This is a genomic window from Alsobacter sp., from assembly GCF_059501845.1.
Window position 1 is genome coordinate 1,841,743 of the sequence record NZ_JCACDK010000018.1, and the last position, 24,876, is coordinate 1,866,618.

General features: G+C 67.9%; 24 protein-coding genes. 10 read left to right on the top strand and 14 right to left on the bottom strand.

Annotation, left to right across the window (positions count from 1 at the left end):
* Positions 1 to 3: 3 nt before the first annotated feature.
* From AC5JCN_RS23540 to AC5JCN_RS23550, 3 genes are all read left to right on the top strand, one after another.
* Positions 4 to 942, top strand: coding sequence for a helix-turn-helix domain-containing protein (locus tag AC5JCN_RS23540; RefSeq protein WP_495757520.1), 939 nt, complete (start codon positions 4 to 6; stop codon positions 940 to 942).
* 122 nt (positions 943 to 1,064) lie between these two features.
* A complete protein-coding gene (locus tag AC5JCN_RS23545; protein ID WP_495757521.1) occupies positions 1,065 to 1,517 on the top strand; it encodes a BLUF domain-containing protein in 453 nt (150 codons plus the stop codon).
* 208 nt (positions 1,518 to 1,725) lie between these two features.
* On the top strand, positions 1,726 to 2,631 hold the full coding sequence (locus AC5JCN_RS23550; RefSeq protein WP_495757522.1) for an NAD-dependent epimerase/dehydratase family protein: 906 nt from the start codon (positions 1,726 to 1,728) through the stop codon (positions 2,629 to 2,631).
* A gap of 11 nt (positions 2,632 to 2,642) precedes the next feature.
* On the opposite strand, the gene msrB is transcribed toward AC5JCN_RS23550, so the two are convergent.
* Both msrB and AC5JCN_RS23560 read right to left on the bottom strand, forming a co-directional pair.
* Positions 2,643 to 3,050: a peptide-methionine (R)-S-oxide reductase MsrB gene (gene msrB, locus AC5JCN_RS23555; protein WP_495757523.1), complete on the bottom strand. Its 408-nt coding sequence runs from the start codon at positions 3,048 to 3,050 to the stop codon at positions 2,643 to 2,645.
* A gap of 107 nt (positions 3,051 to 3,157) precedes the next feature.
* Positions 3,158 to 5,467: an FdhF/YdeP family oxidoreductase gene (locus AC5JCN_RS23560; protein ID WP_495757524.1), complete on the bottom strand. Its 2,310-nt coding sequence runs from the start codon at positions 5,465 to 5,467 to the stop codon at positions 3,158 to 3,160.
* A 62-nt stretch (positions 5,468 to 5,529) separates the two neighbouring features.
* Here AC5JCN_RS23560 and AC5JCN_RS23565 point away from each other — a divergent pair, with 62 nt between their 5' ends.
* Positions 5,530 to 6,879, top strand: a complete 1,350-nt coding sequence (locus AC5JCN_RS23565; protein ID WP_495757525.1) for a glycosyltransferase — start codon at positions 5,530 to 5,532, stop codon at positions 6,877 to 6,879.
* Here the strand turns inward: AC5JCN_RS23565 and AC5JCN_RS23570 are convergent.
* Entirely contained in the window at positions 6,797 to 7,483 is a 687-nt protein-coding gene (locus tag AC5JCN_RS23570; RefSeq protein WP_495757526.1) for a fatty acid desaturase, read from the bottom strand. The two genes, AC5JCN_RS23565 and AC5JCN_RS23570, sit on opposite strands and share 83 nt — an antisense overlap.
* Positions 7,484 to 7,796: 313 nt before the next feature.
* Between AC5JCN_RS23570 and AC5JCN_RS23575 the strand changes: the two genes are divergently transcribed.
* From AC5JCN_RS23575 to AC5JCN_RS23595, 5 genes are read left to right on the top strand one after another with little or no spacing between them, the layout of a single operon-like run.
* Positions 7,797 to 8,738, top strand: a complete 942-nt coding sequence (locus tag AC5JCN_RS23575; RefSeq protein ID WP_495757527.1) for a polyprenyl synthetase family protein — start codon at positions 7,797 to 7,799, stop codon at positions 8,736 to 8,738.
* The gene (locus tag AC5JCN_RS23580; protein WP_495757528.1) at positions 8,735 to 9,235 is read left to right on the top strand and encodes a sterol desaturase family protein; all 501 of its coding nucleotides are present in this window, start codon (positions 8,735 to 8,737) and stop codon (positions 9,233 to 9,235) included. Before AC5JCN_RS23575 ends, AC5JCN_RS23580 begins: the two co-directional genes overlap by 4 nt.
* Positions 9,236 to 9,238: 3 nt before the next feature.
* A complete protein-coding gene (gene crtY, locus AC5JCN_RS23585; RefSeq protein WP_495757529.1) occupies positions 9,239 to 10,423 on the top strand; it encodes a lycopene beta-cyclase CrtY in 1,185 nt (394 codons plus the stop codon).
* Complete coding sequence (locus AC5JCN_RS23590) at positions 10,420 to 11,925, top strand: phytoene desaturase (protein ID WP_495757530.1); 1,506 nt, start codon at positions 10,420 to 10,422, stop codon at positions 11,923 to 11,925. Before crtY ends, AC5JCN_RS23590 begins: the two co-directional genes overlap by 4 nt.
* Positions 11,922 to 12,944 carry a phytoene/squalene synthase family protein gene (locus AC5JCN_RS23595; protein ID WP_495757531.1) on the top strand — a complete coding sequence of 341 codons (1,023 nt, stop codon included), beginning with the start codon at positions 11,922 to 11,924 and terminating at the stop codon, positions 12,942 to 12,944. The genes AC5JCN_RS23590 and AC5JCN_RS23595 overlap by 4 nt, the downstream gene beginning before the upstream one ends.
* Here the strand turns inward: AC5JCN_RS23595 and rhmD are convergent.
* The 10 genes from rhmD to AC5JCN_RS23645 all read right to left on the bottom strand — a co-directional run bounded on the left by rhmD (position 12,868) and on the right by AC5JCN_RS23645 (position 22,853).
* Positions 12,868 to 14,058 (bottom strand): L-rhamnonate dehydratase, encoded by a 1,191-nt coding sequence (gene rhmD, locus AC5JCN_RS23600; protein WP_495757532.1) that lies wholly within the window; start codon positions 14,056 to 14,058, stop codon positions 12,868 to 12,870. The two genes, AC5JCN_RS23595 and rhmD, sit on opposite strands and share 77 nt — an antisense overlap.
* Positions 14,059 to 14,065: 7 nt before the next feature.
* Positions 14,066 to 14,848, bottom strand: a complete 783-nt coding sequence (gene lra1, locus AC5JCN_RS23605) for an L-rhamnose 1-dehydrogenase Lra1 (RefSeq protein ID WP_495757533.1) — start codon at positions 14,846 to 14,848, stop codon at positions 14,066 to 14,068.
* Positions 14,849 to 14,865: 17 nt separating this feature from the next.
* Positions 14,866 to 15,633 (bottom strand): SDR family NAD(P)-dependent oxidoreductase, encoded by a 768-nt coding sequence (locus AC5JCN_RS23610; RefSeq protein ID WP_495757534.1) that lies wholly within the window; start codon positions 15,631 to 15,633, stop codon positions 14,866 to 14,868.
* A complete protein-coding gene (locus AC5JCN_RS23615) occupies positions 15,630 to 16,427 on the bottom strand; it encodes an acetoacetate decarboxylase family protein (RefSeq protein ID WP_495757535.1) in 798 nt (265 codons plus the stop codon). Before AC5JCN_RS23615 ends, AC5JCN_RS23610 begins: the two co-directional genes overlap by 4 nt.
* Positions 16,428 to 16,479: 52 nt before the next feature.
* On the bottom strand, positions 16,480 to 17,292 hold the full coding sequence (locus AC5JCN_RS23620; protein ID WP_495757536.1) for a sugar phosphate isomerase/epimerase family protein: 813 nt from the start codon (positions 17,290 to 17,292) through the stop codon (positions 16,480 to 16,482).
* Positions 17,293 to 17,319: 27 nt separating this feature from the next.
* On the bottom strand, positions 17,320 to 18,366 hold the full coding sequence (locus tag AC5JCN_RS23625; protein WP_495757537.1) for a Gfo/Idh/MocA family protein: 1,047 nt from the start codon (positions 18,364 to 18,366) through the stop codon (positions 17,320 to 17,322).
* On the bottom strand, positions 18,363 to 19,076 hold the full coding sequence (locus AC5JCN_RS23630; RefSeq protein ID WP_495757538.1) for a FadR/GntR family transcriptional regulator: 714 nt from the start codon (positions 19,074 to 19,076) through the stop codon (positions 18,363 to 18,365). Before AC5JCN_RS23630 ends, AC5JCN_RS23625 begins: the two co-directional genes overlap by 4 nt.
* A gap of 2 nt (positions 19,077 to 19,078) precedes the next feature.
* On the bottom strand, positions 19,079 to 20,065 hold the full coding sequence (locus tag AC5JCN_RS23635) for an ABC transporter permease (RefSeq protein WP_495757539.1): 987 nt from the start codon (positions 20,063 to 20,065) through the stop codon (positions 19,079 to 19,081).
* An 11-nt stretch (positions 20,066 to 20,076) separates the two neighbouring features.
* Positions 20,077 to 21,597, bottom strand: a complete 1,521-nt coding sequence (locus tag AC5JCN_RS23640) for a sugar ABC transporter ATP-binding protein (RefSeq protein WP_495757540.1) — start codon at positions 21,595 to 21,597, stop codon at positions 20,077 to 20,079.
* A gap of 68 nt (positions 21,598 to 21,665) precedes the next feature.
* Positions 21,666 to 22,853 carry a sugar ABC transporter substrate-binding protein gene (locus tag AC5JCN_RS23645; protein WP_495757541.1) on the bottom strand — a complete coding sequence of 396 codons (1,188 nt, stop codon included), beginning with the start codon at positions 22,851 to 22,853 and terminating at the stop codon, positions 21,666 to 21,668.
* Between the two features lie 128 nt (positions 22,854 to 22,981).
* Here AC5JCN_RS23645 and AC5JCN_RS23650 point away from each other — a divergent pair, with 128 nt between their 5' ends.
* On the top strand, positions 22,982 to 24,109 hold the full coding sequence (locus tag AC5JCN_RS23650; RefSeq protein WP_495757542.1) for a mandelate racemase/muconate lactonizing enzyme family protein: 1,128 nt from the start codon (positions 22,982 to 22,984) through the stop codon (positions 24,107 to 24,109).
* Positions 24,110 to 24,181: 72 nt separating this feature from the next.
* Here AC5JCN_RS23650 and AC5JCN_RS23655 read toward each other — a convergent pair whose 3' ends face one another.
* A complete protein-coding gene (locus tag AC5JCN_RS23655; protein WP_495757543.1) occupies positions 24,182 to 24,703 on the bottom strand; it encodes a DUF1269 domain-containing protein in 522 nt (173 codons plus the stop codon).
* Positions 24,704 to 24,876: the final 173 nt, after the last annotated feature.

Sequence of the window (24,876 nt, forward strand, 5' to 3'; positions counted from 1 at the left end):
AAGGTGGCCGCCTTGGTTCAGGTCAGCACCTATTCAGACGAGAGCATCTCGATCGAGGACGGCATCGGGCGCAAACACCCGATGGTTGTGTTTGGCAACCACAGGCTGTGCGCCGGCCACCGGCTGGCTGTGCAGCGAATGCCGGGCCCGCACATGCACAGCCAGGTAGAGATCAACGTCCTGCTCAGCGGCCGCATGACATACTGGCTCGACGGCGGGCTGATACGGCTGCAGGACGACGCGATCGTCATGTTCTGGGGCATGGCACCGCATCAGGTCACCGAGGCGTCGGACGACGCCCAATTCGCGTGCTTCTACCTGCCGCTGGCCATGGTGCTGTCCCTCTCCCGCGCCGCCCGTCTGCGCGACGCCGTCCTGCGCGGCGGGATGATCGCGGCGCGTTCCGTCGCGCCGTGGGAGCGCGACGTGTTCCTCCGCTGGCGGCGCGAGCTGATGAGCGGCGACGAGGCCCTGGAGGCCGTCGTGCGCGACGAGCTCGTGGCCCGCCTCCAGCGGCTGGACCACGAGGGCTGGCAGGACCTCCGTCACGCGGCGGCTCCTGCGTCCGCCGCGCCGGGCTTCGACGCCGAGAGGCTCTCCTCGCTGGAGGCCATGACCCGCTTCATCGGCGAGGACGGCTTGCGCGCCGTCCAGGTCAGCGATGTCGCCAGGGCGGCGGGCCTGCATCCGAACTACGCCATCTCGCTGTTCAGGAAGGCGTTCGGGATCACCATCAAGCAGGCTCTCACTCGCCACCGTCTCGATGCCGCCCAGTCGCTGCTGTTGTCCACCGACCTGTCGATCACCACCATCGCCTTCGACTGCGGCTTCGGCTCACTGTCCAGCTTCTACGAGGCTTTTGAAAAGCGCTTCTCGGTCAGCCCCGCCACCTTCAGGAAGACCATGCTGAAGCGGGCCAATGCAGTTCCGGCAGCATCCTGAAGCGAGCCTTCGTCCGCGTGCCGGTCCGGTATCGAAGCGACAAAGAGGGGCCTTCGCGTTGTGACTTGCCTTAAGCTTGTCTCATGCACTCTGCAGCGGTTGGCGCGACAGGTATTGGTGACATGGGCCTTCTCATCCGCGCGGTGTATCTGAGCGAGGTCAACATTGCGAGCGGTGACCTCCTCCCCCAGCTGCGCCTGATCCATGACGTCGCCACCCGCCGGAACGCGTCGAAGAACATCACCGGGGCTCTGCTTTTCTCAGACCGCTTCTTCGTCCAGGTGCTCGAGGGAGCTCGTCTCGGCGTCACAGAAACGCTCGGGCGTATCCTCTGCGATCCACGGCACGACAATATCCGACTGAGCCTGGTGCAGGAGGTTTCCTCGCGCATGTTCCCATTGTGGAGCATGCGCCTTGTCAATGGCGACCCGGTTTTCAGGGTCATGTACGAACACAAGACCTTTGATCCCACTCTCGCCACGGCGACCGAGCTGCTGGACATGGTCGTGCGAGGCCGCCGCATTCGCCCGGCCGACGATACCGTGGCGGCCTTCGCAACGGCACGCGCACGCTGACGAGGCCTGCCGGCCGGGCCCACCGTCCAGACGCAGGCGAACGAACGGCGCGGGTCAGGCGTGCGGCGAAGGCGCATGTGCCAGTCGCGTGCGGGGATGTTCTGAGCGCCTGAAGGCGCTATGTGGCTCTCGGAACGGCGCGCTAGTGCATTCGCCGCGACACGACGGCTCGCCGCGATCCGGCGGCCGCAAAGGGATGGGCTACGTCATGAGCAAGCGAATTCTCTTCACCGGCGGCACCGGCAAGGCCGGGCGCCACATGCTGCCCTGGCTGCTGGAACGCGGCTACAAGATCCTGAACTTCGACCTGAAAGCCTTCGACCATTCCGGCATCCCCACCCTCGTCGGCGACATCACGGACGAGGGCCAGGTGTTCAATGCCATGACCATGCACTTCGGCTTCGACGGGTTCGAACAGGGTCGCCCGCCGGCTCCGGTGGACGCCGTCGTGCACTTCGCCGCCGTGCCGCGTGTGCTGATCAACCCGGACAACGAGACGTACCGGGTCAACGTGATGGGCACCTACAACGTCATCGAGGCGGCGATGAAGCTCGGCATCCGCAAGGTGATCGTCGCGTCCAGCGAGACCACCTACGGCGTCTGCTTCGCGGAGGGCGACCGGGACTTCAAGTGCTTCCCGCTCGAGGAGGACTACGACGTCGACCCGATGGACAGCTACGGCCTGTCGAAGGTGATCAACGAGCAGACGTCCCGCGCCTTTGCCGCACGCTACAACGCGGACATCTATGCCCTGCGCATCGGCAATGTGATCGAGCCGAACGAATACGACCGCTTCCCCGGCTATGCGGCCAACCCGCCGTCGCGCAAGCGCAACGCCTGGAGCTATATCGACGCCCGCGACCTCGCGCAGATCGTCCATCTCGGCCTGGAGAAGGACGGGCTCGGCTTCCAGGTGTTCAACGCCACCAACGACACGATGACCGCCGACCAGCCGACCGCCGAGTTCCTCGCCCGCTGGTGTCCCAACACGCCGGTCACCCGGCCGATGGGCGAGCACGAGGCTCCGCTGTCCAACCGGAAGATCCGCGAGGTGCTCGGCTTCAAGGAGGAGCACGATTGGCGGCGCGAGGTTGCCGCCCTCGGCAAGGCCTGATCCGGGGCGCCCTAACCGGCCGCCTTGGGCTCGAAGTTGAGCGCGACGCCGTTGATGCAGTAGCGCAAGCCGGTCGGCGGCGGGCCGTCCGGGAACACGTGCCCGAGATGCGAGCCGCAAGTCGCGCAATGCACCTCGGTCCGCACCATGCCGTAGCTTTGGTCCGTCTCCGTCTCGACCGAGCCGGGGACGGGATCGTTGAAGCTGGGCCAGCCCGTCCCGCTTTCGAATTTGAGCTTGGACTCGAACAGCGGGCTGTCGCAGCCGGCGCAGGTGAAACGGCCCTGCCGATGCTCGTGCAGAAGCGCGCAGCTTCCCGGCCGCTCCGTGGCATGATTGCGCATCACCTCGTACTGCTCCGGCGTGAGCAGCCGCCGCCACTCCTCGTCGCTGCGCGTCACCTTGTAGGGCTTGGTCATCGCTTTCCTCCTGAATTTTGCGGCAGCATCGACAGAACGGGGCTGCCGGTCAAACAGGGAAGTGCCCGGGCGAGGTCCCGCTGGTGCAGAGGTCTGCGCGAGCTACCTCAGGTGCGGATGCGCACCGGCACCGACTTGTAGGCGGGCGTCTTCGAGCGCTCGTCGTGCAGCCACAGCGGCACCAGCGGATTGAGCTCGGGAAAATAGCCTGCGACGCACCCGTCGGGCAGGTCGAACGGCACCACCTCGAGCCCGCCGACAGCCCTGTCGGCGCCGTCTGCCGCATCGCCTACCAGGGACACCCGCTGCCCCGGCGCAAGCCCGTGACGACCGATCTCGGCGGGGGACATCAGCAGCACGTCGCGCCGCCCCGAGATGCCGCGGAGGCGGTCCTCGTAGCCGTAGATCGTGGTGTTGAACTGGTCGTTGCTGCGCAGCGTCACCAGCCGCAGGCGCCCTTCGGCGTCGGGAACGCCAGCAGCGCAGAGCGTCGTCGGCGGAGTGAACTGGGCTTTGCCGTCCTTCGTCTTGAAGATCCTCTCGCGCGCGGCATTGCCGCGGTAGAACCCGCCCGGCGTGAACATGCGCTTGTTGAAGTCGTGGAACTCGGTGGGGTAGGTGCGCTCGATCTCGTTGCGGATGAGCCCGTAGTCGCCAACCCACCTGTCCCAGTCGACCTTGGGATTGGGCGGAAGCGTCGCCTTGGCAAGACCGGCGACGATGGCGGCCTCGGACAGCAGATGCTTGCTTGCGGGTGCATGGGTCGACCGGGAGCCATGGATGCAGCTGAGGCTGTCTTCCATGGTGACGACCTGCCCGCCACCCGCCTGCTTGTCGACTTCCGAACGCACGAGGCAGGGCAGCAGCCACGCCTCCTCGCCGACGACGAGGTGGCTTCGGTTGAGCTTCGTGGCGATCTGCACGGTCAGTCGCATGCGGGTCCAGGCGGCTTCGACGGCCGGATAGTCGGGAATGGCGCGCAGGAAATTCCCGCCGAGCCCGATAAACGCGTGCACATTTCCCGCCAGGATGCCCTCGCAGGCTTCGACCGTGTTCATTCCCTTTTCGCGGGGCGGCTCGAACCCGTACTGCTCGGCGAGCTTGTCGAGGGGAACCAGCTCGGGCTTCTCGCTGATCCCGACGGTGCGCTGGCCCTGTACATTGGAATGCCCGCGCACGGGGGAAATCCCGGCTCCCTTTCGCCCGATGTTCCCCCGCATCAGCAGCAGGGAGACATAGGCCGCGATGTTCTCGAAGCCGTGGGAATGCTGCGTCAGTCCCATGCCGTAGATGCCGATGACACTCTTCGCCTCGAAGTAGGCGCGTGCCGCCTCCTCCAGAGCCGACCGGCCGAGGCCGGACTCACGCGCGATATCGGCCCAGGACGTCGCCTCGACCGCCTGCCTGAAGGCGTCGAACCCGGAGGTGAAGCGCTCGATGAAGTCGACATCGAGCAGCCTTTCTGCACCGGAGATCCAGCGCGACCCGTCCTCCTCCAGAAGGCACTTCGCCATGCCGGTAAGGACCGCAATGTCGCCGCCAGGGCGGACCTGATGGTTTTGGTCAGAGATCCGCGTCTCCGCGCCGGTCAGCATCTCGGTCGGGCTCTGCGGGTTCGTGAAGCTCTCAAGTCCCTTTTCGCGAACGGGATTGAAGGTGACGATCTTGACGCCGCGCCGCACGCAATCCTGCAGCGTGTGCAGGAAACGCGGGCTGTTCGAGCCGGTGTTCTGGCCGAAGAAGAAGATCGCGTCGCAATGGTCGAAATCGTCGAGGACGACGGTGCCCACCGGCACGCCGATCAGGCTCTTGAGCGCGACGGACGTCGTTTCGTGGCACATGTTGGAACTGTCGGGCAGGTTGTTGTGCCCGTAGAGCCTTGCGAACAGCGCGTAGAGATAGGCCGTCTCCAGGCTGGCGCGGCCCGAGGTGTAGAAGATCGCGGAGCGCGGCTCGATGGCCTTCAGCGTTGCGCCGATGGCCGAGAAAGCCTCCTCCCATTCGCATGGAACGTAGCGGTCCGACGCGCGATCATAGCGCATCGGGTGCGTCAGGCGACCGAGCTGCTCGAGGTCGTAGTCGCTCCAGGTCCGCAGCTCGGTGAGCGTGTGCTGGCCGAGCTTTTCCGGCGTGCAGCGGCGGGTCGTCAGCTCCCAAAGGGTCGACTTGGCGCCGTTCTCGCAGAACTCGAAGGGATTGGGACGGGCAGGCTTCGTCCACGCGCACGAGGTGCACATGAACCCGCCGGGCTTGTTCTGCCGCATCAGGGTGCGCCCGACCGCGGGCGTGTCGACCTCCTTCAGCAGCGTCTGGCTGATGCCGCGGACGGAGCCCCAGCCTCCGGCGGGGCCGTCGTAGTGCACCGTTTCGAGGGTCTCGTCTTCGGCCGGGTGGGAAGGGTCTTCGCGATGGGTCATGGCATCAACTCGCGTCTGTGAGAATCGAACGAACGGCTGCCGACGGCGTTCCAGGAGGGTCGATGAGCCGCAGGGCCTGCCTGCCGGCATGTACAGCGGGAGACCCCGTGGGCCTGCGCCTTGCGCTGCTCTGTCCGCCCCTCAGGGGGCATCTCGATCCCACGCTCGTCCTTGCCCGCGAGCTTGCCGCCCGCGGCCACGACGCCGTGCTGCTGCTGCCCCAGGGCGTCGAGCTTGCAGTCGAGGCGCCGGTTCGCGTCCACCACTTGCGGGGTCCCGGACGCCCGCCGCACGGCGAGATGCTGCGGAGGCTGGCAAGGCCGGCGCTGCCCTTCGGGATCATGCGGATTGTGCGCGACATGCGGCTGTCGCTCGAGGCGGCGTGCGACGAGCTTCCTGCACTCCTCGACCGGCTTGGCTGCGACGCATTGCTGTGCGACGAGCTGGAACCCGCCGGCGGCCTCGTCGCCCGCCGGATCGGCATGCCCTTCGTCTCGATTGCGACGGCCCTCCCTCTGTCCGCGGAACCAGGGGTTCCTCCGGCCTACGTCCCCTGGGATTTCGACCCGTCGGAAAGTGGACTGCGCAGGACCGCGGGAGCACGTAGGATCGGCGACGGGCTCATGTGGCCGCTGCATTCGGCCATCCGGAGCCGGGCACGAGCCTGGGGTCTGGGGCCGATCACGACGGTCGAGGATTGCCTGTCACCCCTGTTGCGCGTTACGCAAGGAGTTGAAGAGCTGGACTTCCCCGCTCGCCCCCGGGGACTGGTCTATGCCGGCCCGTTCAGGCCGGAACGTTCCGCGCCTGCGGCAGATCTGACTATTCCCGACGGCCCGGGACCGCTCGTCTTCTGTTCGCTGGGCACGCTGCAGGGGGCCCGGTTCCGGCTGTTTCGCGCTGTCGCAGAGGCCTGCGCGGTGCTCGGCCTGCGGCTCGTCATCGCCCATGGCGGACGGCTCACGGGCACGCAGATCCGCTCGCTGCCGGGCCGCGTCACGGCGCACGCCTTCGTCGACCAGACGGCCGTGCTCGACCGCTGCTTCCTGGCGGTCTGCCATGCGGGCTTCAATACCGTGTTGGATGCCCTCTCCGCCGGCGTTCCGGTTGCCGCCCTGCCGATCGGCTTCGAGCAGCCGGGAACGGCCGCCCGCATCCGGCACGCCGGCGTGGGTGAAATCGTGTCGCCGATGCACCTCGGAAAGCTCCGCGAGACCATGCGCCGCGTGCTGGACGAACCCGGGTACCGCGCGCGTGCTGCCGGCCTGGCTTCTGCAATCGCGGCGACCGGCGGCGCGGCGGCCGCTGCCGACGCGATCGAAGCTGCTCTCAGCGCAGCGACGGAAGCCTCCACCACGGCACCGATGGCTGTGCGTGATGCTCGTGATGATAGCCGAAGTGGAAGCAGGTGATGAGCGACAGCCAGGGCGGAAAAGCGTTGCTGCGGGCGTTGTGCCTGTCGCCGAACGGGTCCTCTCCGTGGCGGTGCGGCAGGTAGGTGCCGAACAGGAAAAGCTGCACCGACGACAGGATCGCAGGCAGTGCCCAGAAGGTGAGCAGGTTCGCCGGGCTGGCGCCCAGCACCAGGATGTAGGTCCACACGACCGCCGCGAGAACAGCGAACTCCCGCCAGCCGAAATACTCGCGAAAGAAGCTGACGTACCAGGGCCAGAAGGCCGAGGGATGGTTCTCGTCGAAATCCGGATCCAGCGCTGTCCCGGCGTGGCGGTGATGGGCGAAGTGCTTGGGAAGCAGCTTGTCGTATGAGAACCCGGCGTAGAGCGCCAGGCAGATCCGGCCGACCCAGCGGTTGAGCCCCGGCCGGAAAGGCGCAAGTGACCCGTGCATCGCGTCGTGCGCGACGATGAAGAGCCCCACATTCAGCCAGCATTGGACAGCCACCAGCAAGGGTGCCGCGAGGATCCAGCCGCCTGTCAGCGGGTAGAAGAACACCCCGGCAACGTGCAGCACAGCCCACGCGCACACCAGCGTGCCAGACGCCACGAGTCCGACCATTGCCTGGTGCTCCGGGCGGAGCCGGCTTCGGTCACGGGTTTGTTCCGTAGCGTGCGCTTGGGTCATGACCTGTTGGCGTGCTCAGAGTTACGTCGCTCTGATTTTAGAGCACCCGCCACAAAATTCGAGCCATCCAACCAGTCGTTTCCAAGAACAAACGGAAGCGCTGCCGTATTCGCGATCGACTGCGTACGATTTCCGCGGCGGATTGGCGCAGACGAAACGATTGTAGGCGGGAGTCATTGAGCCATCGGACGGGTGCATCGGGAAAGGGCCGGAATGCACTTGGCAGCCCCCGAGAGAAAGGGAACGCATGTCCGATACCGTCATGCTGGACACCTCCATCGTCCGCCACAAACAGGCGATGCCGGGCCAGGCTGCGGATTCTGCGACCGTAATCTCGCGTGCGCAGGCGGACATCGAGGCGCGCCTCTCGGCTTTGTCCATTCAGGACGGCGGCTCCGGCCAGCTTGGCGAAGCCATGCGCTACAGCCTGCTCGCGCCGGGGAAGCGGCTGCGTCCACTGCTCTGTGTGCTCGTCGGACGCGGGACGGGCGAAGCCGCGCGCGCGGCCCTGGACGCCGGCTGCGCCATCGAGATGGTGCACACCGCCTCGCTCATCTTCGACGACCTTCCCGCCATGGACGATGCGAGGCTGCGCCGCGGCCGTGCCTGCACCCATGTCGTGTTCGGCGAAAGCACCGCGATCCTGGCCGGCATAGCCCTGATGAACCGCGCCTTCGGCATCGTCGCCGGGCTGCGGGGCGTCGGGGACGGTGTCCGCAACCGTCTCGTACGCGAACTGGCCCAGGCTATCGGCCCGGGTGGCCTGTCCGGAGGCCAGCAGCGCGATCTCGCCGAACGGGCAGATTGCGGCGACCTCCGCAGCATCGAGGCCCTCAACCATTTGAAGACCGGCGTGCTCTTCGTCCTTGCGGCCCGCGCCGGCGGGCTCGCTGCCGGCGCCAGCGAAGCGGATATCGATCGGCTGGAGCGGTACGCCTGCCATTTCGGGCGCGCCTTCCAGAATGCGGATGACCTGCTCGACCGCGTGGCCGAGCCCTCGCTGGCTGGCAAGGACACCGGCAAGGATGCCGGCCGCCCGAGCCTTGCCTCCCTCGCCGGGCCTGCCGAGGCGCGGCGGCGCATTCTTGCGGATCTCGCGGAAGCAGCAGAGGCGCTGTCCGGGTGCAGGTTCGACGGCGGCCCCCTCTTGGCCTTGCTCGACCGTTTCGCCAGGAGCCTGCCGGCATGATCGGGGCGCTGGCGGCACTCGGCATCGTCGTTGCCACCGTCGTGGTGATGGAGGTCGCGGCGACGCTCATCCACCGCCATGTCATGCATGGCTGGGGATGGGGGTGGCACAAGTCTCATCACGAGCCTGGCGACGAGACGCTGGAGCGCAACGATCTCTATGCGGTCGTCTTCGCCGGTATTTCCGCGCTCCTCTTCATCGCCGGGGCGACCTGGGAACCTCTCTGGTGGGTGGGCGTCGGCACCGTCGTTTACGGAGTCCTCTACTTCGCCGTGCATGACGGGCTGGTGCATCAGCGCTGGCCGTTCCGGCACGTGCCGCGCCGCGGCTACCTGAAGCACCTCGTGCAAGCGCATCGCCTGCACCACGCGGTCCGGGCCCGGGAGGGCTCCGTCTCCTTCGGTTTCCTGTTTGCTCCGCCCCTCGCGTCCCTGCGCGCCCGGCTGCGGCAGAACGGCCGGCTTCCGGCCGGCAATGCAGCGGACGGGGAGGCCTGAGCCATGCCGACGGACATCAAAGCCGACATTGTCCTCGCGGGCGGGGGCCTCGCCAACGGTCTCCTTGCCTACCGGCTCTCGGTCACGCGGCCGGATCTCTCGATCCTGCTCCTCGAGCGGGACGAGGAGCCGGGCGGCAACCACACCTGGTCCTTCCATGCCGCCGACCTCGACACCAACCAGCACGCCTGGATCTCACCTTTCGTCACCTGCCGGTGGGGCGCGCAGGAGGTGCATTTCCCCAACAGGACGCGACGCCTCGCCGCCGGCTACCGCTCGATCGCGTCCGAGCGGTTCAGGGTCGTGCTGCGGGACAGGTTGCGGGACCGCATCGTCACGGGCGCAACCGTCGAGGAGTTGTCGGCGACGGAAGTCCGTCTCACCGATGGCCGCCGGATCGGTGCGCGGGCCGTCGTCGACGGCATGGGCCGGCCGCCCGAAGGACGGTTCATGCTGGGGTACCAGAAGTTCGTCGGGCTGGAGCTGGAACTCGCCGAGCCGCACGGCCTCGACGCGCCCATCATCATGGACGCCCGCGTCGAGCAGCAGGACGGCTACCGCTTCGTCTACGTCCTGCCGTTCTCGCCGAAATCGGTTCTCGTCGAGGACACCTACTACAGCGATGCGCCGGACCTCTCCCGCGACGTCGTGCGCCAGCGCGTGCGCGACTATGTCTCGGCTCGCGGCTGGCCGGTTCGCCGCATTCTGCGGGAAGAAGCAGGAGTGCTGCCCATCGTCATGGCCGGTGATTTCGAAGGCTTCCTCACCGACGGAACGCCGGGCGTGGCCCGCACGGGTCTTGCCGGCGCCTTCTGCCATCCCGTGACGGGCTACTCTCTGCCGGACGCCGTGCGGGTGGCCGATCTCGTCGCCGGGCTCTCCGACCTGTCCGGGCCCGCGATCGCCCAGGCGGTGGAGGCCTATGCGCGCGAGCGCTGGCGGCAGCAGCGCTTCCTGCGGCTCCTGTCGCGGATGCTGTTCCTGGCCGCCGATCCCGGCCAGCGCAGGCGGGTCATGGAGCGCTTCTACGGTCTGCCGGAGGCGCTCATCTCCAGGTTCTATGCGGGGTCGCCCACGTTTGGGGACAAGGCTCGGACGCTCAGCGGCCGGCCACCCGTTCCAATACGGCGGGCACTGCCGCTGCTTGACGAGGCGGCCGTTATGCGCCGGGCGGGGGTGGGACGATGAGAAAGCGTGCAATCGTCGTCGGATCGGGATTCGGCGGCCTGGCTCTCGCGATCAGGCTTCAGGCCTCCGGGGTGGCCGTAACCCTGCTGGAGAAACGCGACCGGCCCGGCGGCCGTGCCTATGTCTACGAGGATGCGGGCTATACCTTCGACGCCGGCCCGACTGTCATCACGGATCCGACCTGCCTCGAGGAATTGTTCGAGACCGCCGGGCGCCGCATGTCGGACTATGTCGATCTCGTGCCGGTGGAGCCGTTCTACCGGCTGCACTGGGACGACGGCACCCGCTTTGACTACGTCAACAGCCAGGACGAGCTGGACCGGCAGATCGCGGCCATCTCGCCTGAGGACGTTGAGGGCTATCGGCGCTTTCTGGCCTATTCTTCCGAGCTGTTGGAAACCGGCTATCTCGGCCTCGGCCACGTGCCGTTCCTCGACTTCCGCAGCATGGTGAAGGTGGCGCCGGATCTGATCCGCCTGCAGAGCTACCGCAGCGTGTACGCGCTCGTGTCGCGCTTCATCCGTCACGAGGCCCTGCGGCAGGCTTTCAGTTTCCACACGCTGCTGGTGGGCGGAAACCCGTTCTCGACGTCCGCCATCTATGCGCTGATCCACGCGCTCGAACGGCGGTGGGGCGTGTTCTTCCCGCGCGGCGGAACCGGGGCGCTGGTGCGGGGCCTCGTCAGGCTTTTCGAGGATCTCGGCGGCACCGTGCGCCTGGAGACCGCAGTCCGCCGCATTCTCACGCAGGGTGACCGGGTCAGCGGCGTCGAAACGGAGCACGGCGAAATGCTGGCCGCCGACATGGTGGCCAGCAACGCGGACGTGATGCACACCTATTCCGAGCTTCTCGGGCATCACCGCCGCGGCCAGAGCGAGGCGACGCGCCTGTCGTCGAAGCGCTTCTCGAACTCGCTGTTCGTGATCTATTTCGGCGTGCGCCGCGAGTATCCCGATCTCGCGCACCACACGGTCCTCTTCGGTCCGCGCTATCGCGCCCTGGTCGATGAGATTTTTGCCGGGCCCGGACTGCCGGAGGACTTCTCGCTCTACCTGCATTCGCCGTGCGCGACGGACCCCTCCCTCGCTCCACCCGGCTGCAGCGCCTTCTACGTGCTCTCGCCCGTTCCCCATCTCGGTGCGGCGCCGATCGACTGGTCGGTGGAGGGCCCGCGCTACCGCGATCGAATCCTCGACCACCTCGAACGCCACCACATCCCGGGCCTGCGGGACGCGATGGAGACCTGTCGCATCTTCACGCCCGAGGACTTCCGCGGCGAACTCAACGCTCATCTCGGCTCTGCTTTTGCAATGGAACCCATCCTGACGCAGAGCGCGTGGTTCCGGCCGCACAACCGGGATGCACGGCTCGGCGGCCTCTATCTCGTGGGCGCGGGTACCCATCCGGGGGCCGGCATACCCGGCGTCGTAGGCTCGGCCAAGGCAACGGCGGGGCTGATGCTGGAAGAGGCTGCCGCTGTGCCGGCGAAGATCCCGGCATGAGCGGCGACCTCACGCTCGATGCAGCCGAGACCGCCCTCCGTCAGGGGTCGAAGAGCTTCGCCGGAGCATCCCGCCTGTTCGACGCCCGGGTGCGCCGCAGTGCAACGCTGCTCTATGCGTGGTGCCGCCACTGCGACGATCTCATCGATGGCCAGTCTCTCGGCCGCGACAGCCCTTCATCCGGCTCGGCGACCGGAAGTCTCGACGAGATCCAGCGCGAGACCCGAGCGGCGCTGGCGGGCAGGCCCCGGCCGGGCACTCCGTATGAAGGGCTGGCCGAGGTCGTGCAGCGTCATCGGATTCCTGTCCGCTACCCGCTCGATCTCGTGGAGGGCTTCGCGATGGACGTAGGGGGCCGCCGGTACGACACCATCGAGGACACCGTCACCTATTGCTACCATGTGGCCGGCGCTGTCGGGGTGATGATGGCCCTGATCATGGGCACGCGCGACGAGGAGACGCTCGACCGCGCCTGCGACCTCGGCATCGCGTTCCAGTTGACCAACATCGCACGCGACGTCGCCGACGATGCGGCGGCCGGCCGCGTCTACCTGCCCCGTCGCTGGCTCGCGGAGGACGGCGTTGCTCCGGAGGCCCTGGCGCGTGCCGGGGAGGCCGTCAGGGCGGGACGCACGATCGGCCGGGTTCTCGACGAGGCAGAGCGCTACTACGCCAGCGCCTCGGCCGGCATCGGCCGCCTGCCGCTGCGCTCGGCGCTCGCCATCGCGGCGGCGAGGGAGATCTACCGGGCGATCGGTGTGAAGGCACGCACCGCGCAGCCGGCGGCAACGGGCACCAGGGTCTCGACAACCAGGGGCGAGAAGCTCGCGCTGGGTGCGATGGGGTGCGTGAAGGGCCTGGCGCTCTTCGCCGTTCCGGCGGCAGCCCCGCGTCCTGACGGGCTATGGACCCGGTCGGATGCGCTTCCCGCCCCCACGGTCCTCATTCGGGGGCGTAGGGCCGCGCCAGCTTCACAGCATCCCGGTTCAGCGTCAGGCCGAAGCCTGGCGCGTCAGTAACGGACACCCTGCCGTTCACCGGCACGGTCTCGCCCGCGAAGAGCGCCCCGAACACGGGTGCGACCTCGTCGCCTCCCGGCGAGGTGTTCACGTATTCGCTGAACGGAATGTGCGGCTGCGTGACCACGAAATGATACGAGTACGGGCCAGACCCGTGCGGCACGACCGGAATGTCGTAGGCCGAAGCCATGGCGGAGACCCGCAGCGCTTCCGTGAGCCCGCCCATCCACATGAGGTCGGGCTGCAGGATATCGATGCTCCGGCCCTCGATGAGCTGCCGGAAACCGTAGCGGGTGTACTCGTGCTCGCCCGTCGTCCAGCGTGTGTCGGGACAGCGTGCCTTGAGAATGCGATGGCCCTCGATATCGTCGGGTGGCAGCGCCTCCTCGATCCAGTGGATGCCGAGCGACTTCAGGGCACTGGCGAGGTCGACGGCGTAAGGCACGTCGAGCGACATGTAGCAGTCGACCATCAGCGGGAAATCCGCACCGACGGAGGCCCGGTGCGCCGCGAGGAACTCGACGTTCCGGCGCAACCCCGCCGGGCCCGCCTCCGGACCCTCGGGCAGGGGCACCTTGGCGCCGAAGAAGCCCTGTGCCTTGGCGACGGCGGGCTTGGGGCCCGTGCAGTAGAGGGCGAGGTCGTCGCGGACTTTGCCGCCGATCATGGCCCACACCGGCTCCTGCCGCAGCTGGCCGGCGAGGTCCCACAGGGCGAGGTCAACCGCGGAGATGGCCGCCACCGTCAGGCCCTTGCGCCCGTAGGGCATCGAGGCCCGGTACATCTGGTCCCACATCCGGTTGAGATCGCGCGGGTCGGAGCCGACGAGGAAGCGGCGGAAATGCCGTTCGATCATGAAGCAGGCCGGCGGCCCACCGAGGCCCGTGGCGACGCCGACGAGGCCGCCCTCCGTCTCGACCTCGACCAGTATGGAGCCCAGCACCGCGATGCCCCAGGAGGTCCGGGACGGCTTGTAGGGCGGGTACGCCGACATCGGCGTGGCGATCAGCGTGTCGATGAGCCAGTGTCCCTCGTCGCGGTCGTGGTAGTCGCCACCCGCGCCGCGCGAGTCGATCAGGCTGGCTCTGACATCGATGATGCGGTCGCGGCGCATGGCGGTCCTACTGGAGGTTGACGAACATGCCGCCGTCGACGAGGAGCGGTGCTCCCGTGACGTAGGACGCCATGTCTGAGGCAAGGAAGACGACGCATTTGGCGATGTCGCGCGGCTCGCCGATCCGCCCCAGCGGAATGCGCTTGTCGAAGTAGGCGCGCTTGCCCGGTTCGGACAGATCCTCGCGGTTGATGTCGGTGAGGATGGCGCCCGGCAGCACTGCATTGGCGCGAATGCCATGTGGCCCAAGCGCGATGGCGACCGACTGCATCAGTGACAGCACGCCCGCCTTGGTCGGCGTGTAGTGCGTCTGCATGGCGCCGCCCACGAGCGCGCTGATGGACGAAACGGCGACGATGGCACCGCCGCGTCCCTGCTTCACCATCTGCCGCGCGGCGGCCTGCGTCGTGAGGTAGGCGCCGGTGAGGTTGACGTCGATGGTCTGGCGCAGAACCTGCTCCGGCATGTCGAGGAAAGTGTGGAAGGGGCAGATGCCGGCATTGGACACGTGAATGTCGAGGCCGCCGAAGTGCTCCATTGCGGCGGTGACCAGCGCCCCGGCGGTTTGCGCTTTTGCCACGTCGCCGTGGACCAGCACGCCGCGCCCGCCCGCCGCTTCAACCTCCGCCAGGGCTTCGGATGCGGCTTGCATCCCGCCGAAGCCTGCGTCCGCGCCCTCGAAATGGTTCAGGACGACGCTGGCCCCATGACGCGCCAGCTCGACCGCGGTCGCCCGGCCGATCCCGCGCGAGGCCCCGGTGACGATGGCGACCTTTCCTTCCAGCAGCATGGGCGCCCTCCCTTCGTTCACGCCGGCAGTGCGGGCAGGCCGGCGGCTTCCCGCAAGCGCGGCTCGCGAATGTCGAGTTCCCGGCCCGTCCACTCCGCGCCGCCGGGCCCGCACAGAAATGCGATGGCGGCGGCCGGCTCGGAGGCAGAGGCAAGCTGCTCGCGCTTCAGCCGGCTCACGGGATTGATCCCGGATGCGCGGATTTCCGCCTGCATGCCGGTGTCGACGACGCCGGGGGCAAAGCCGATGGCGCGCACGCCCAGCGGGCCGTATTCGAGGTCGATGGAGCGCGTCAGCATGGCGAGCCCGGCCTTGGCGGCACAATAGGCGGACCAGCCTTCCAGGGGCTTGTGTGCCGCACCGGACGACAGGTTCACGACGACCCCACGCCCGGCCGCAGCCATGGCCGGCAGCACGGCCATCGCGGCGAAGGCGGCACCCGCGAGCGTGGTCCTGATCGAGCCGGCGAAAGCCTCGGGATCCACGTCCGCCAGACGCCCGATGGGGGCGATCGCGCCGGCATTGTTGACCAGGACCGTCGGCGAGCCGAAAGCAGCGCCTGCCTTTGCGACAGCGCGCCCGACCGAGGCCGGGTCCGACACGTCGCAGGCAAGGGCGAGCGTTCCGCTCAGACCTGCGGCCACCTCCTCCGCGTCGCCGAGCCGCCGGGCGGTGACGACGACCCTCGCGCCGGCGGCGGCGAGCGCCTGGCAGACTTCAGCCCCGATGCCGCGGGAGGCACCGGTGACGAACGCCACCTCGCCGGACAGATCTGGCCGGCTCATCGCGCTGCCTCCAGGTAGTCGTGGATGATCCGCCCGGGCACGAGGGTGAAGTCGGCCCGCCAGTGCAGGCCATCCAGCATCTCCACCACCGGCAGCCTGTGCACCGGGGCTTGCGCGTTGGGCCGCAGCTCGACAGTGCATGGGCCGCCCCAGCACTCGTGCACGATGACGTCGGCCAGCCGCCGCGCGGTGAGCTGGCGGATGGCCGGGCGCCCGTCGATATGATCGACGGCCTTGAGGTTGATGTTCTCCGCGAAGTCGAAGTGCCGGTTCAGGCTGGCCAGGCTGTCGGCGGCCTGCTTGGCCGGCATGGTGCCCGTCAGCACGTCGATGCCATTGCGTTCGACGACGCCAACCAGGAGGTCGCCGCGCATTTCCAGCCTCGGCTGTCCCAGCTTCTTCGGCTGGCCATGCATTTCGCGCCCATGCGCGACGCCGACGTCCGAGGAGAGGAAGAGGTAGGGCGAATAGGATCCGGCAATGCCGGTGCCCGGCAGCCGGCATCCGATCGAGACGTTGCTCTCGCCGTAAGCCCCCAGCCAGTCCACGTCGCTCATGCGGTAGATATGGGCGAGCACCACGTCGGACGCGGGCTCCAGCGGCGGCGGGAGAAGACGTGCGACGGCTGCCTCCGTTGTCCGCCAGGCCAGCGTCAGCACTTCGACATTGCGGAAGGTGAAGGGGTAGGGCGGCACCATCGGCGCGTCCCACGGCGTCGAGAAGCCCGGCTTCAAAATGTCGTCCACCGTGACGCCGGACAGGCCGCCCTGGCGCAGATCCTTCGACACCGTCATTGCCGCGCTCCCGGAAAGCAGGCCGCGCCCCGGTCGCCGTTCGCAGCGCCGCTCATGCCAGCCATGCCCGCACCTGGTCTCGCAGCAGGATGGTCTCGGTGAGGACGTCGTCGTAAAGCGTGTCCATGTAGTCCTGGTGCACATACTCAAGGGAGAGCCGCCCGCCATAGCCCGCCGCCTTCAGCGTCCCCAGCTGCGCCTCGATGTTGATCGTACCCTGGTGGGTCTTGGTCTGCAGGGCGCCGGGCCGGGCCTGCCGCAGATGCACATGGGCCGCGTGGGGCGCGAGCGCGTCGATCTCGTCCTGCCGCCAGCCCAGGCAGGTGAAATGCGCGTAGTCGAGGGTGAGCTTCAGGCCCGGCACGCGCGACAGCAGGTCGAGCGTCAGGGCCGGGCTTTCCAGGAAGGAGTGGACGTGCGGTTCGATGGTGAGCTGCACGCCCGCCTCGGCCGCGGTGGGCAGCAGCCGGCGGAGACTTTCGGCCGATTGCGCGAGCGCCGCGGCGCGATCCTGGGAGGAATTGCAGATGCCGGGCAGCACGAAGACGGTCGGGATACCGGCGCGGCTGCAGAAGCGCACCACATTGCGCAGGTCCGCCTCGTTCTCGGCGCGGTGGGCGGGGTCGGCGAGGTTCCGGCCGGCCAGCGTCGAGCCGAACAGATGGTAGAAGTTGGGCACCTCGATGCCGAGCCCCGCAACGCGGTCAGCCGCCCGGTCGGGGTCGGCGAGCAGGGCCGCCTTGTCCAGGGCGGGCCCATAGAAATAGCCGAGGTCCAGCGCGCCGATGCCGAGAGCCTTCGAGATCGCGGCCGCTTCGTCCAGCGAGCAGGCGCGCAGCGACCACGAGGTCAGGGACAGTTTCATGGCTCGGTCCTCCTCATGCGCTTCGCCTCACACCGTCTCCAGCCTGCCACTCGCGGCTGAGCGGTAGAGGGCGTCCAGAACCTCGACAGCGCGCATTCCGACGATGCCCGGCGAGGGGTTCTCCACCGGCCGGGCAAGGCAGAGATCCACCAGCACCTCGAGCGGCTTCTCGCAGGAATAGGCGCCGCTGCCCGGCGGCATGTCGACGACTGTGTCGCGGCCATCCCTGCGGCGCACCTCCAGCCTCTCGCGCTCGATGTCGAGGAGCAGCATGCCCTCCGAACCGAAGATGCGCAGGTCGATCTGGAAACCGCGGTGCTTGGGCACGGTTGCCGCGCCGGAGATGCTGGCCGAGGCGCCATTCCGGAATCGGACCACCGCTGCGTCGTAATAGTCGACCCCGGACGGCGACGCGCCGGTGAGGGCGAAAACGGACGCGGGCTCCAGCTCTGCGATGCGAAACAGCAGCCCGAGCGCGTGCACGAGCTGGCCCCAGCCATAGCCGCCCGCATGCTTCGGGTCGGCCCACGTCGACGCGGGAGGGCGGAACATCGAGCCTTCCGTCTCCTTCATCGGCTGGCCGGCGAAGAGATCTTCCAGCGCCGATGCCATCTGCAGGACGACGTGCTCCACGCGGCCGATCTCGCCCGCGGCGACGAAGTCGCGGGCCCGTGAGGTCCAGTCCTTGAAGTTCCATCCGTAGGGGACGATCACTGCCTTTCCCGCCGCCTCCGCCCGTGCGACCAGATCCCGGGCGTCGGCGGCCGTGGTGGTCAGCGGCTTCTCGACGAGCAGGTGGCAGCCCTTGGAGAGCGCCAGGATGGCGTGTTCATGGTGGAGGTCGTGCGGCGACGAGATGACGACGCCGTCCATCGGCACGCGCTCCAGCATCTCCGCCGCGTCCTCGAAGCCCTGATCCACGCCGAAGGTCTCCTGGACGGCCCGCAGCTCGTCCCGGCCCTTGCGGCTGACCGCGACGATCTCGCAGTCCGGATTGGCCTTCAGCAGCGGCAGATGATTGACCACTGCCCACCAGCCGGCGCCTACGACGCCGATGCGCGCCTTGCTGCTCATCCTGCCTCCATGGCGTCCGCAGTCGACTGACGGACGTTCCTCATATGACCTTCCATGGCGCGGGCCGCGGCATCGGGATCCCGGGCCTCCAGCGCCGCGACGATGGTCTCGTGGTCGGCGAGCGACTGCCGCAGCACCCCGGGTGTCTCCGACGCGATCCGCCGGTATTCCATGCCGAGCACGTACAGGCCGTTCGAGGTGCGGCTCAGGAACGGGTTGCCGATCGACTCGGAGATCGTGCGGTGGAATTCGAGATCCGAAACGCGAAAGCCGAGCGGGTCGAGCACGAGGTTGCGCTGGGTTACGACCATGCCTTTGAGGCGCTCGATGTCCTCGGCGGACAGCCGCGTCGCCGCCATGCGGGCGATGCCACCGTCCACCAGCACACGCGCCTCGTAGAGCGCGTCGACATTCTGCGTGTTGAGCGTGATCAGGAACTGCAGCGGAGCCAGCAGCTCGGACGCGTCGAGCGAGGAAACGAAGATGCCCGCGCCCTGGCGCACCTTGAGCACGCCCAGGATCTGCAGCCCCCGTATCGCCTCGCGCACGCTGGGTCGGCTCACCTGCATCATGGCTGCGAGCTCCCGCTCGGTCGGCAGGACGTCCCCCGGCTTCAGGTTGCGGGTTCGCACGAGTTCGAGCAGGCGCTTGGCCACCTGCTCGGCGACGGAGTTCCTTTCGATGGGGCCGTAATCCTCGGCGATGCTCATCGTCAGTCTCCCAGCGCCCGGGTGCGGATCTGGTCCAGGCTCACGGCGAGCATCAGCACGATGCCGCGGGTGACGTCCTGCCAGAAGCTGGAGACGTTGAGGAGGGTCAGGCCGTTCGCCAGCGTCCCAAGGATGAGCACGGCGAGAAGGCTGCCCCAGACGCTGCCGCGGCCACCATAGAGAGAGGTACCGCCCAGGATGATCGCCGCGATGACGGTCAGGAGGTGCTGCCCGGCAGCGTTGGGCGCCGCCGCCCCGAGCATGGCGGCAAGCATGGTGCCGGCGAGCGCGCCCGACAGCGCGGAGACGACGTAGAGCGTCACGACCGTCCGACCGACAGGGATGCCGATCAGACGGGCCGCCTCGGCATTGCCGCCGGACGCATAGACGAAGCGCCCGAACCGGGTTCGCGTGAGGACGATCCAGACCACCAGGAAGACGACGAGCATGATGATCATGGGAATGGGCACGCCGCCCAGGCGGCCCGATCCGATCCAGTTGAACCCGTCCACCATCATCGGCTTGGTGAGGCCGCCGGTGAGGACGAGTGCCAGCCCGGAGATGATCGACATCATGCCCAGTGTGACGATCAGCGGGTTGAGGCGCAGCCGCGTGGTGAAGAACCCGTTCACGAGCCCGATGCCGGCCGCGAGCACGAGCGCGATGCCCACCGCTCCCCAGATCGGAACGCCGGCCGTGTAGAGGAGCGAGATCACGACCCCGGTGAACCCGGCCACAGCGGCGACGGAGAGGTCGAGGCCTCCGGCAATGATCAGCGGCGTTCCGGTCGCGGCCATCAGGCCGATGAAGGCGACGTTGCCGCCTATCGACAGCATGTTGCGCACCGACAGGAAAAACGGCGACAGGACTGAAAACACCGCCACGAGCCCGACATAGAAGACGAGCAGCAGCACGACGCCCGAGGACGGCCTGTTGAGCAGGCCAAGAAGCGGGGAAGGGGCGGGGGCGCTATCGGCCGTACGGGACATGGGCAGGGACCTCAGGCGACATCGAGTGCTGGGCGCGACGCGGTCGCGGCCATGAGCGTTGCCGGCGGCGTGCCCCGGTCGAACCGCCCGACGACATGGCCCCGGTCGAGCACGAGACTGCGATCCGACAGGCCGGCGATTTCCTCCACGTCGGACGACAGCACGAGCACCGCAAATCCACTGTCGGCCAGTTCGCGCAGGCGCGAATAGATCTCGCGTCGCGCTCCGACATCGACACCGCGTGTGGGCTCCTCGAGGATCAGCAGGCGCACGCCGTCGACGAGCCACCTCGCGAGGCAAACCTTCTGCTGATTGCCCCCCGAGAGCGTCCGGATCTTCTGCTCGGGCCCGCGTGTGCGGATGGAGAGAGTGCGGATCCAGTGCGTGGCGTGGGCGGTTTCGGCGGCGCGGGAGACGAACAGGCCAGACACGAAGCGGTCCTGAAAGGGCAGGGCGACATTTTCTCGGACCGTCAGTTCGCCGATGATGCCCTCCTTCTTGCGCTCGGCCGCGACGAAGCCGACTCCGGCGGCCTTGGCCTCCATCGGGCTCGCCGGCTGGAACGGCTTGCCGGCCAGGGTAACGAGCCCGGCGGGCAACCGGCCGAGAACGCCGTAGAGCGCGCGGCCGAGCGTCTCCACGCCGGATCCCACCAGCCCGAAGACGCCGACGATCTCCCCTGCGTTGACGGACAGCGAGACGTCGGAAAGGCCGAAGGCCGTGAGATTCCCGACCTCGAGCACGTTTGCGCCCGCCCCGGATCCGCCGCCCTCGAAGAGCTCCCCCATCGCGTTGCCCAGCATGGCGGCAAGCACGTCGGACCGCGACGCGGAGGAGGTGGCCCACGTGCCCGCGTTGCGCCCGTCACGCAGCACGACGATGCGGTCGGAGATCTCGAACACCTCGGCGAGGTAGTGGGAAATGTAGACGATCGCGACGCCCTGCTCGGTGAGCCGGCGGATGATGCGGAAGATGAGCCTCGCTTCGTGCTCCGTGAGGGCGGCCGTCGGCTCGTCCATTACGAGCACCCGTGCGGAGCCGGTCAGCGCGCGGGCGATCTCGACGATGCGCTGCTCGGCGACCGAGAGCCGCTTGACCGGCGTGTCCGGGTCGATGCCGCCGAAGCCGAGCTGGTCGAGGAGTGCCGCCGAGCGCGCCCGCATCGCCGCATCGTCGACGACCGGGAAGCCCAGGCTCCGGCGCATGGGCAGGTCGCCCAGGAAGATGTTCTCCGCCACCGTCATGTCCGGCATGACGGAAATCTCCTGCGGCAAGAGCTTCACGCCAGCGGAAACAGCTTCGGCGGGTACGCTGAAGTCGACTTCCTCGCCGTCTACCCTCACCGTACCGGCGTCACGATTGTAGACCCCGGTGAGGATCTTCATCAGGGTCGACTTGCCGGCGCCGTTCGAACCCAGCAGCGCGACCACTTCGCCCCGCCCGACGGAAAAGTCGACATCCGCCAGCACGGCCACGCCGCTGAAGCTTTTGCGGATACCGCTCATCTCGAGGCGTGTGGAGGCTGCGGCCATGGCTTGCCTGGGCTGGAGCGCGGGAAACGCCGCCGGAGCCGGCCGGCGGCGTTGTGTCGGCAGCAGGGTCAGTTCGCCGGGATCAGGTTCTCGAAGCCCTTGAGCTCCGGCGACTTGCGGATCTCGGCCAGATGCGTCTCGAACGCCTGCTGCGGGAAGCTGAACTCCAGTCCCTTGGCGTCCGAGCACTTCAGGTCGGGGTAGTACTTGCAGATGTTCGCCTTGGTCACCATCACGTGGTTGACCAGCACGGTGGCGGGTGTCTCGACCCCCGCGAGCTGGGCAAGGGCGAGCGGGAGCAGATAGTTACCGTACCGCTCGGGGAAGTACCCGACGGACGCGACGAAGGCGGGCTCGGCGACCAGCGTCGCACCCTCGTCGGCACCCATGCCGACGACCACGAGGTCCGCCTCGCGGCCGGCCTGCTTCACTGCGCGCAGAATGCCGGTTGCCGACTGGTCGTTGATGGCGGTCGCCATGATCGGCACGCCGGCCGGAATGCGGCCGAGAACGTTGTTGGTCTGGGCGAAGCTCTCCTCGAGCGTGTTCTTGGTGTCGATCTTGATGACGTGGTCTGCCGGGAAGCCCGCCACCGTGGATAGGAAGCCCGCAATCTGTCCGCCCGTGCGCATGGCCGGGATGGCCCCCGACTGCGGCAGCTCGCCGACGATCAGATAGCCCTGCTTCACCTTGTCGGCGCCCCACTTCTCCAGGGCGGCCTGTCCGAGATAGCTGCCCCCCATGAAGCCCGAACGCGGATTGTTGGCGCCGAAGAACGTGGCGCCCGGCATCGGGATGTCGATGGCGGTCACCTTGGTGTCGCCGTCCTTCATCTTGCTCATGATCGTGGCGCCGAAATTGGCGTCCGTCTGAAACTCGATGACGTAGTCGACACCGCGCTGCAGGAAGCTTTCGGCGTTGGCCAGCGCGGTGGCGCCGTCGAGCCTGTTGTCGGCGATCTGCAGGTCGATGCCGGCAGCCTTCGCGTTCTCCACGAGACCCTGTTCCACCTTGGCGCAGAAGGTGATGTCGCGCTGAAGATTGGCGAAGCCGATGACGAGCTGCTTGCCGTTGCGGGGCGGGTGCTTTGCCGCCGCGTCCTTCACCATTGCTGCGAGCTTGTCGGCCGGGATCTGCGAGCCGTCGTGCTTTGCCGCGTCGAAGCCGTGGAAATCGGCCGCGCCCGCGGCGCCCGTGATTAGGGCGGCAGCCGCAAGTCCGGCCAGGTGAATGGAAAGGCGTCTCGTCAATTGCATCGGTTCCTCCCAAACAGGGCCGGCCTTGTCGCATTGGCCTGACCAATTGTATAATTGATGCGGACGGTACACCCCCTCTGATAGCTTGCCAAGGGGAATGTCCGACGCTGCAGCAGGGGGAGCCAGGGATGCGGATCACGGCGATAAGGCCATTCGTGCTGCGCTGGCCGGAGCCCAACGACTTCGGGCACGAGAGGATGGCCGTGCTGCTCGCCGTCGACACCGATGCAGGCGTGACGGGGTGGGGCGAGGCCATCGCCATGTGGCCTGAGGCCTGCCGTGCGACAGTGACAATCCTGGAAGAAGGATTCGCGCCGATTCTGGCGGGACGCGACCCGACGGACGTCCAGGGCGCCTGGGCCGCCATGAAGGCCCACACCTGGTGGTACGGCGAGGGCGGCATCGCCACACTGGCGCTCTCGGCCGTCGACATGGCCCTGTGGGACATCGCCGCCAAGGATGCCGGGGTGCCGCTGTTTGAACTGCTTGGCGGTGCCGTCCACGACGGCCTGCCCGCCTGCGCCAGCCTGCACGTGAACCAGCCCACCGTCGACGAAAGCGTGCGCGAGATCGCAGGGCATCTCGCGAGCGGCTTCCGCTCCACCAAGCTCGGGCTTGGAAAGAAGGGCCTCTCGCGCGCCGGACGAGATCCCGACTACGACGTGGCGCTCGTGCACGCCTTGCGGGAAGCAGCCGGGCCGGAGCCCGGCATCATGGTGGACGCCGGGAACGGCACGGTGTGGGACCTCGACACGGCTATCCGGACGGTCCGCCGGATGGAGGAGGCCGGCATTTCCTGGATCGAGGAACCCTTCCACCCCGCGCGCGTGGCCGACCATGTCGCGCTGGCCAGGGCAGTCTCGACGCCCGTCGCCGCGGGCGAGCGCGAGTGGGCGGCAGCGGGCTACAGGCGCTGGACGGAGACCGGCGCCATTTCCGTCTACGGGATCGATCCCGCGCGCGTCGAAGGCGTCACCGGGTTCAGGGCCGCAGCGGAGGTGATCGAAGCAGCGCACGGCACGGTGAATGCTCATGCCTGGTCGACGGCCGTGTTGACGGCCGCCAGCCTGCACCTGTCCCTTGCGTTCCGCTCGGCCAGGTTGTTCGAACTGAAGCCACTGCCGGGGCCGATGCAGTTCGACCTCGTGGCCGAGCCGTTCTGGCACGAGGGCGGGATGGTTCGCGCACCGCTGCGTCCAGGGCACGGGGCGGAGCCCCGCGCGTCCGTGATCGAGCGCTACCGGGTCCCGCACTGAGCGCGTGCGGAAACCGCTCCCGTCGAGGTGGGGCGGAGACCGGCGCGTGCGGCCCCCGCATTCCGGTTGAGCTCAGGAGGTGGGCGGAACGGCAGCGGCCGTCGTGGCCGCATGCGCCGCGAGCGCCTCGCGCAGCTGGGCCTCCTTCGTCTCGTCGAAGGACGTCTGCATCAGCGTGCCGCCGACGCCGCGCAGGTCCGCGAGCACCTTGTCGGTCGTCATTTTCTTGATGAGGAGGAACAAACCAGCCTGGCCCGGCTGCAGTGCGCTCGCGGCATCCTTCATGAACTTGTCGTCGATGCCGACGTCGCTGAGCTTGCCGCCCAGCGCGCCCGAGGCCGCGCCGAGCGCCGTGCCGAGCAGCGGCATCATGAAGATGAAGCCGATCAGGGTGCCCCACAGCGCGCCGGACGCTGCCCCCGTTGCTGTCAAGTTGATCAGCTGATTGAGCTTCACGTGCCCGTTCGGATCCTTGACCACGACGACGGCATCACCAAGCTCGATCAGATACTCCTTCTGCATCGCCAGGACCTTCTGGCGGACTTCTTCGGCCTTCTGCTCGTTCGGGAAGGCGATGAAAACGAGATCGCTCATGAGGGTGCTCCGGTGTCGCGGACTTCATTTGCAGCGCTTGATCTGCGCTACCGACATGCTTCTAGAACGGCTGCGCCCGGCAGGAAACATGTCATCCGCACGGTGGCGGACAAGCTGCGCATTTCGCCTGCGGCGAAGCGGCCCGGAAGCAGTGCACGACCAATGCGCAGTCC

What these genes read in the sequence shown, in the direction of transcription:
- AC5JCN_RS23625 (WP_495757537.1), bottom strand. Translation starts at nt 18,366, where the DNA reads ATGAGCAGCAAGGCGCGCATCGGCGTCGTAGGCGCCGGCTGGTGGGCA.
- AC5JCN_RS23640 (WP_495757540.1), bottom strand. Translation starts at nt 21,597, where the DNA reads ATGGCCGCAGCCTCCACACGCCTCGAGATGAGCGGTATCCGCAAAAGC.
- AC5JCN_RS23590 (WP_495757530.1), top strand. Translation starts at nt 10,420, where the DNA reads ATGAGAAAGCGTGCAATCGTCGTCGGATCGGGATTCGGCGGCCTGGCT.
- rhmD (WP_495757532.1), bottom strand. Translation starts at nt 14,058, where the DNA reads ATGCGCCGCGACCGCATCATCGATGTCAGAGCCAGCCTGATCGACTCG.
- AC5JCN_RS23650 (WP_495757542.1), top strand. Translation starts at nt 22,982, where the DNA reads ATGCGGATCACGGCGATAAGGCCATTCGTGCTGCGCTGGCCGGAGCCC.
- msrB (WP_495757523.1), bottom strand. Translation starts at nt 3,050, where the DNA reads ATGACCAAGCCCTACAAGGTGACGCGCAGCGACGAGGAGTGGCGGCGG.
- crtY (WP_495757529.1), top strand. Translation starts at nt 9,239, where the DNA reads ATGCCGACGGACATCAAAGCCGACATTGTCCTCGCGGGCGGGGGCCTC.
- AC5JCN_RS23630 (WP_495757538.1), bottom strand. Translation starts at nt 19,076, where the DNA reads ATGAGCATCGCCGAGGATTACGGCCCCATCGAAAGGAACTCCGTCGCC.
- AC5JCN_RS23610 (WP_495757534.1), bottom strand. Translation starts at nt 15,633, where the DNA reads ATGAGCCGGCCAGATCTGTCCGGCGAGGTGGCGTTCGTCACCGGTGCC.
- AC5JCN_RS23615 (WP_495757535.1), bottom strand. Translation starts at nt 16,427, where the DNA reads ATGACGGTGTCGAAGGATCTGCGCCAGGGCGGCCTGTCCGGCGTCACG.
- AC5JCN_RS23655 (WP_495757543.1), bottom strand. Translation starts at nt 24,703, where the DNA reads ATGAGCGATCTCGTTTTCATCGCCTTCCCGAACGAGCAGAAGGCCGAA.
- AC5JCN_RS23645 (WP_495757541.1), bottom strand. Translation starts at nt 22,853, where the DNA reads ATGCAATTGACGAGACGCCTTTCCATTCACCTGGCCGGACTTGCGGCT.
- AC5JCN_RS23565 (WP_495757525.1), top strand. Translation starts at nt 5,530, where the DNA reads ATGAGCCGCAGGGCCTGCCTGCCGGCATGTACAGCGGGAGACCCCGTG.
- AC5JCN_RS23575 (WP_495757527.1), top strand. Translation starts at nt 7,797, where the DNA reads ATGTCCGATACCGTCATGCTGGACACCTCCATCGTCCGCCACAAACAG.
- AC5JCN_RS23545 (WP_495757521.1), top strand. Translation starts at nt 1,065, where the DNA reads ATGGGCCTTCTCATCCGCGCGGTGTATCTGAGCGAGGTCAACATTGCG.
- AC5JCN_RS23580 (WP_495757528.1), top strand. Translation starts at nt 8,735, where the DNA reads ATGATCGGGGCGCTGGCGGCACTCGGCATCGTCGTTGCCACCGTCGTG.
- AC5JCN_RS23620 (WP_495757536.1), bottom strand. Translation starts at nt 17,292, where the DNA reads ATGAAACTGTCCCTGACCTCGTGGTCGCTGCGCGCCTGCTCGCTGGAC.
- AC5JCN_RS23595 (WP_495757531.1), top strand. Translation starts at nt 11,922, where the DNA reads ATGAGCGGCGACCTCACGCTCGATGCAGCCGAGACCGCCCTCCGTCAG.
- AC5JCN_RS23635 (WP_495757539.1), bottom strand. Translation starts at nt 20,065, where the DNA reads ATGTCCCGTACGGCCGATAGCGCCCCCGCCCCTTCCCCGCTTCTTGGC.
- AC5JCN_RS23560 (WP_495757524.1), bottom strand. Translation starts at nt 5,467, where the DNA reads ATGACCCATCGCGAAGACCCTTCCCACCCGGCCGAAGACGAGACCCTC.
- AC5JCN_RS23570 (WP_495757526.1), bottom strand. Translation starts at nt 7,483, where the DNA reads ATGGTCGGACTCGTGGCGTCTGGCACGCTGGTGTGCGCGTGGGCTGTG.
- lra1 (WP_495757533.1), bottom strand. Translation starts at nt 14,848, where the DNA reads ATGCTGCTGGAAGGAAAGGTCGCCATCGTCACCGGGGCCTCGCGCGGG.
- AC5JCN_RS23550 (WP_495757522.1), top strand. Translation starts at nt 1,726, where the DNA reads ATGAGCAAGCGAATTCTCTTCACCGGCGGCACCGGCAAGGCCGGGCGC.